We start from the raw sequence: 3,045 nt of genomic DNA, 5'->3' as shown, positions 1-3,045 counted from the left end.
GCACCTGCCGTGGCCGATGCGGCCGATGCCGGCGCGCCCGCGTGCCAGCATACGGTGCTGTACGTGGAAGACAATCCGGCCAACCTGAAGCTGGTGCAGGAGATCGTGCGCTTCCGGCCCGACCTGCGCCTCGTGAGCGCGCCGGACGGCCACTTCGGCCTGTCGCTCGCGCGCAGCCAGCGGCCCGACGTCATCCTGATGGACCTGAACCTGCCGGGCCTGTCCGGGCTCGAGGTCCTGGCGCAGCTGCGCCGCGAGCCCGAGACGGCGCGGATTCCCGCCATCGCGGTGTCCGCCAACGCCATGCCGGCCGATATCGACCGCGCGCTGGCGGCCGGCTTCGCGCGCTACCTGACCAAGCCGATCGACATCGGCCAGTTCAACGAGGCCATCGACGCCATGCTCGAGAGGACTACCCCATGATTTCGCCCAACGACATCCGCCACGCGCACATTCTCGTCGTCGACGACGAGCCGGTGAACGTGCAGCTGCTCGAATTCCTGCTCAAGACCAGCGGCTACGAGCACGTCGCCAGCACCACCGACCCGCGCCAGGTGGCCGCGCTGCACCTGCAGCACCGCTACGACCTGATCATCCTCGACCTGCAGATGCCGCACATGGATGGCTTCCAGGTGATGGAAGCGTTGAAACCGATGGAGCGCGAATCGTGGCTGCCGGTGCTCGTCGTGACGGCCGAACCGGACAAGAAACTGGCCGCGCTCGAAGCGGGGGCGCGCGACTTCATCGGCAAGCCGTTCGACACCGTCGAGGTGCTGACGCGCATCCGCAACCTGCTCGAGGTGCGCCTGTTCCACAAGGAGTCGCGCGACTACGGCGCACGCATGGAGCGCAAGGTGCGCGAACGCACGGCCGAACTGCAGCGCTTCCGCGGCGCGATGGACGCGACGTCGGACGCCATCTTCCTCGTCGACGCGCGCACGATGGCAATGGTGGACGTCAGCGACGGCGCCTGCCGCATGCTGGGCTTTTCGCGCGACGCGCTGCTGCGCATCGCCCCCGTGGCGCTGGGCCTGGCGGAACGCGCGCAGCTCGAACGCTATGCCGACCCGGCATCGACGTCGCGCGAGCACGACATCGTCGAGACCGAGCTGCTGCGCTCGGACGGGCAGGGCGCCGTCCCGGTCGAGATCAGCTGGCAGCTGCAGAAGCAGGGGCACGACCGCATCCTGATCGGTGTTGCGCGCGACATCAGCGAGCGTCTGCAGGCCGCGCAGCGCCTGAAGCACATCTCGAACTACGACAGCCTGACCGGCCTGCCGAACCGCAGCCTGTTCTTCCACACGCTGCGCGACGCCATCGAGCTCGCGCAGGACAAGAACTGGCGCATCGTCGTGCTGTTCATCACGCTCGACCGCTTCAAGGTGGTCAACGATTCGCTCGGCCCCGCGCTGGGCGACGAATTGCTGCGCCAGTTCAGCACGCGCCTGGTGCGTTGCGTGCGCCTGCGCGACACGATCGGCCGGCTCGGCGGCGACGAGTTCGCGCTGATCCTCACGATGACGCGCGAGCAGACCGAGGACGAGGCGGTGAGCGTGGCGAACGAGGTGCGCGAGGCGCTGCGTGCGCCGTTCGACCTGAACGGCCAGAAGGCCGTGCTGACGGCCAGCATCGGCATCGCCATGTATCCGGACGACGCCACCGACCCGGGCACGCTCGTCAAGTACGCCGACGTGGCGATGGTGCGCGCCAAGGAGGCCGGCCGCGACGGCTACCGTTTCTTCACGGCCGGGATGAACGTGCAGGTGCTGGCGCGGCTGGAGCTGGAACTGGCGCTGCGCAGCGCCATCGACGGCGACCAGTTCGAGCTGCACTACCAGCCCAAGCTGGACCTGAACACGGGCCGCGTGAGCGGCGTGGAGGCGCTGCTGCGCTGGCGCCGGCCCGGCTTCGGCCTCGTGTACCCGGCCGAATTCGTGGCCGTCATGGAGGACACGGGCATGGTCGTGCGCGTGGGCGCGTGGATCGTCGGCGAAGCCTGCCGCCAGATCGCCGCCTGGAACGCGGGCGGGGTGCGCGACGTGCGCGTGGCCGTGAACGTGTCCAGCCGCCAGTTCGTCGAGGGCGACCTGGAAGGCGGCATCCGCGCCGCGCTCGCGGAGCATCGCGTGGACCCCGGCATGCTCGAACTGGAGCTGACGGAAAGCGCGCTGATGTCGAACTTCGAGCATACGGTGCAGGTGCTGGAGCGGCTGAAGGCAACGGGCATCCGCATCGCCATCGACGACTTCGGCACGGGCTATTCGAGCCTGGCCTACCTGAAGCGCTTCCCGATCGACAAGCTGAAGATCGACATCGCGTTCGTGCGCGACATCACGACCAACCCGGACGATGCCGCGATCGCGCTGGCCATCATCAGCATGGCGCACAGCCTGCACATGCAGGTCATTGCGGAAGGCGTGGAATCGCGCGCCCAGATGGCGCTGCTGCGCCGCCACCGCTGCGACGAGATCCAGGGTTTTCATTTTTCGCGTGCGCTCCTCCCCGCCGACCTGGCCCGGCTGGTGCTGGAAAACCGCGCCCAGCCCACGCGGCCGGCGGAGGACGACCGCAACGTCCAGACGCTGCTCGTGGTGGACGACGACGTCAACGTACTGACCGCGTTGCACCGCCTGTTCAGGCGCGACAACTACCGCGTGCTGACGGCCTCGTCGCCGACCGAGGGCTTCGAGCTGCTGGCCCTGTACCGCGTGCAGGTGGTGCTGTGCGACCAGCGCATGCCGGGGATGAACGGCACGGAATTCCTCAGCAAGGTCAAGGAGATGTATCCGGACACGATGCGCATCATCCTGTCCGGCTACACGGGCGTGGAGACGGTGCTCGATTCGATCAACCGCGGGGCCATCTACCGCTTTTATACGAAGCCGTGGAACGACACGGAGCTGCGCGACAACGTGCGGCAGGCGTTCCGGCAGTACTGGCTCACGCACGGGCCGTATGACGATCGCAGGACGCCGCGCGGGGACGAGGAAGCGGCGTAGGTTTGCATACATTTGGTGGGCTCGGGGAGCCCACCCTACGGTAATC

At 68.0% G+C, this 3,045-nt stretch carries 2 protein-coding genes; both read left to right on the top strand.

The genetic code is table 11. The features are described from left to right. Window positions 1-423, top strand: a 423-nt coding sequence (locus AC1DYX_RS29980; RefSeq protein WP_477265688.1) for a response regulator, incomplete at its 5' end; no start/stop codon positions are given. After that, window positions 420-2,999 (top strand): EAL domain-containing protein, encoded by a 2,580-nt coding sequence (locus AC1DYX_RS29975; protein WP_477265687.1) that lies wholly within the window; start codon window positions 420-422, stop codon window positions 2,997-2,999. The genes AC1DYX_RS29980 and AC1DYX_RS29975, both read left to right, overlap by 4 nt. Window positions 3,000-3,045 lie beyond the last annotated feature (46 nt).

The organism is Massilia sp. P2_C2 (assembly GCF_056404615.1).
This window is presented reverse-complemented; position numbering and strand designations above follow the sequence as displayed.

Coding starts and splice junctions, on each gene's coding strand:
- AC1DYX_RS29975 (WP_477265687.1), top strand. CDS start 420: ATGATTTCGCCCAACGACATCCGCCACGCGCACATTCTCGTCGTCGAC.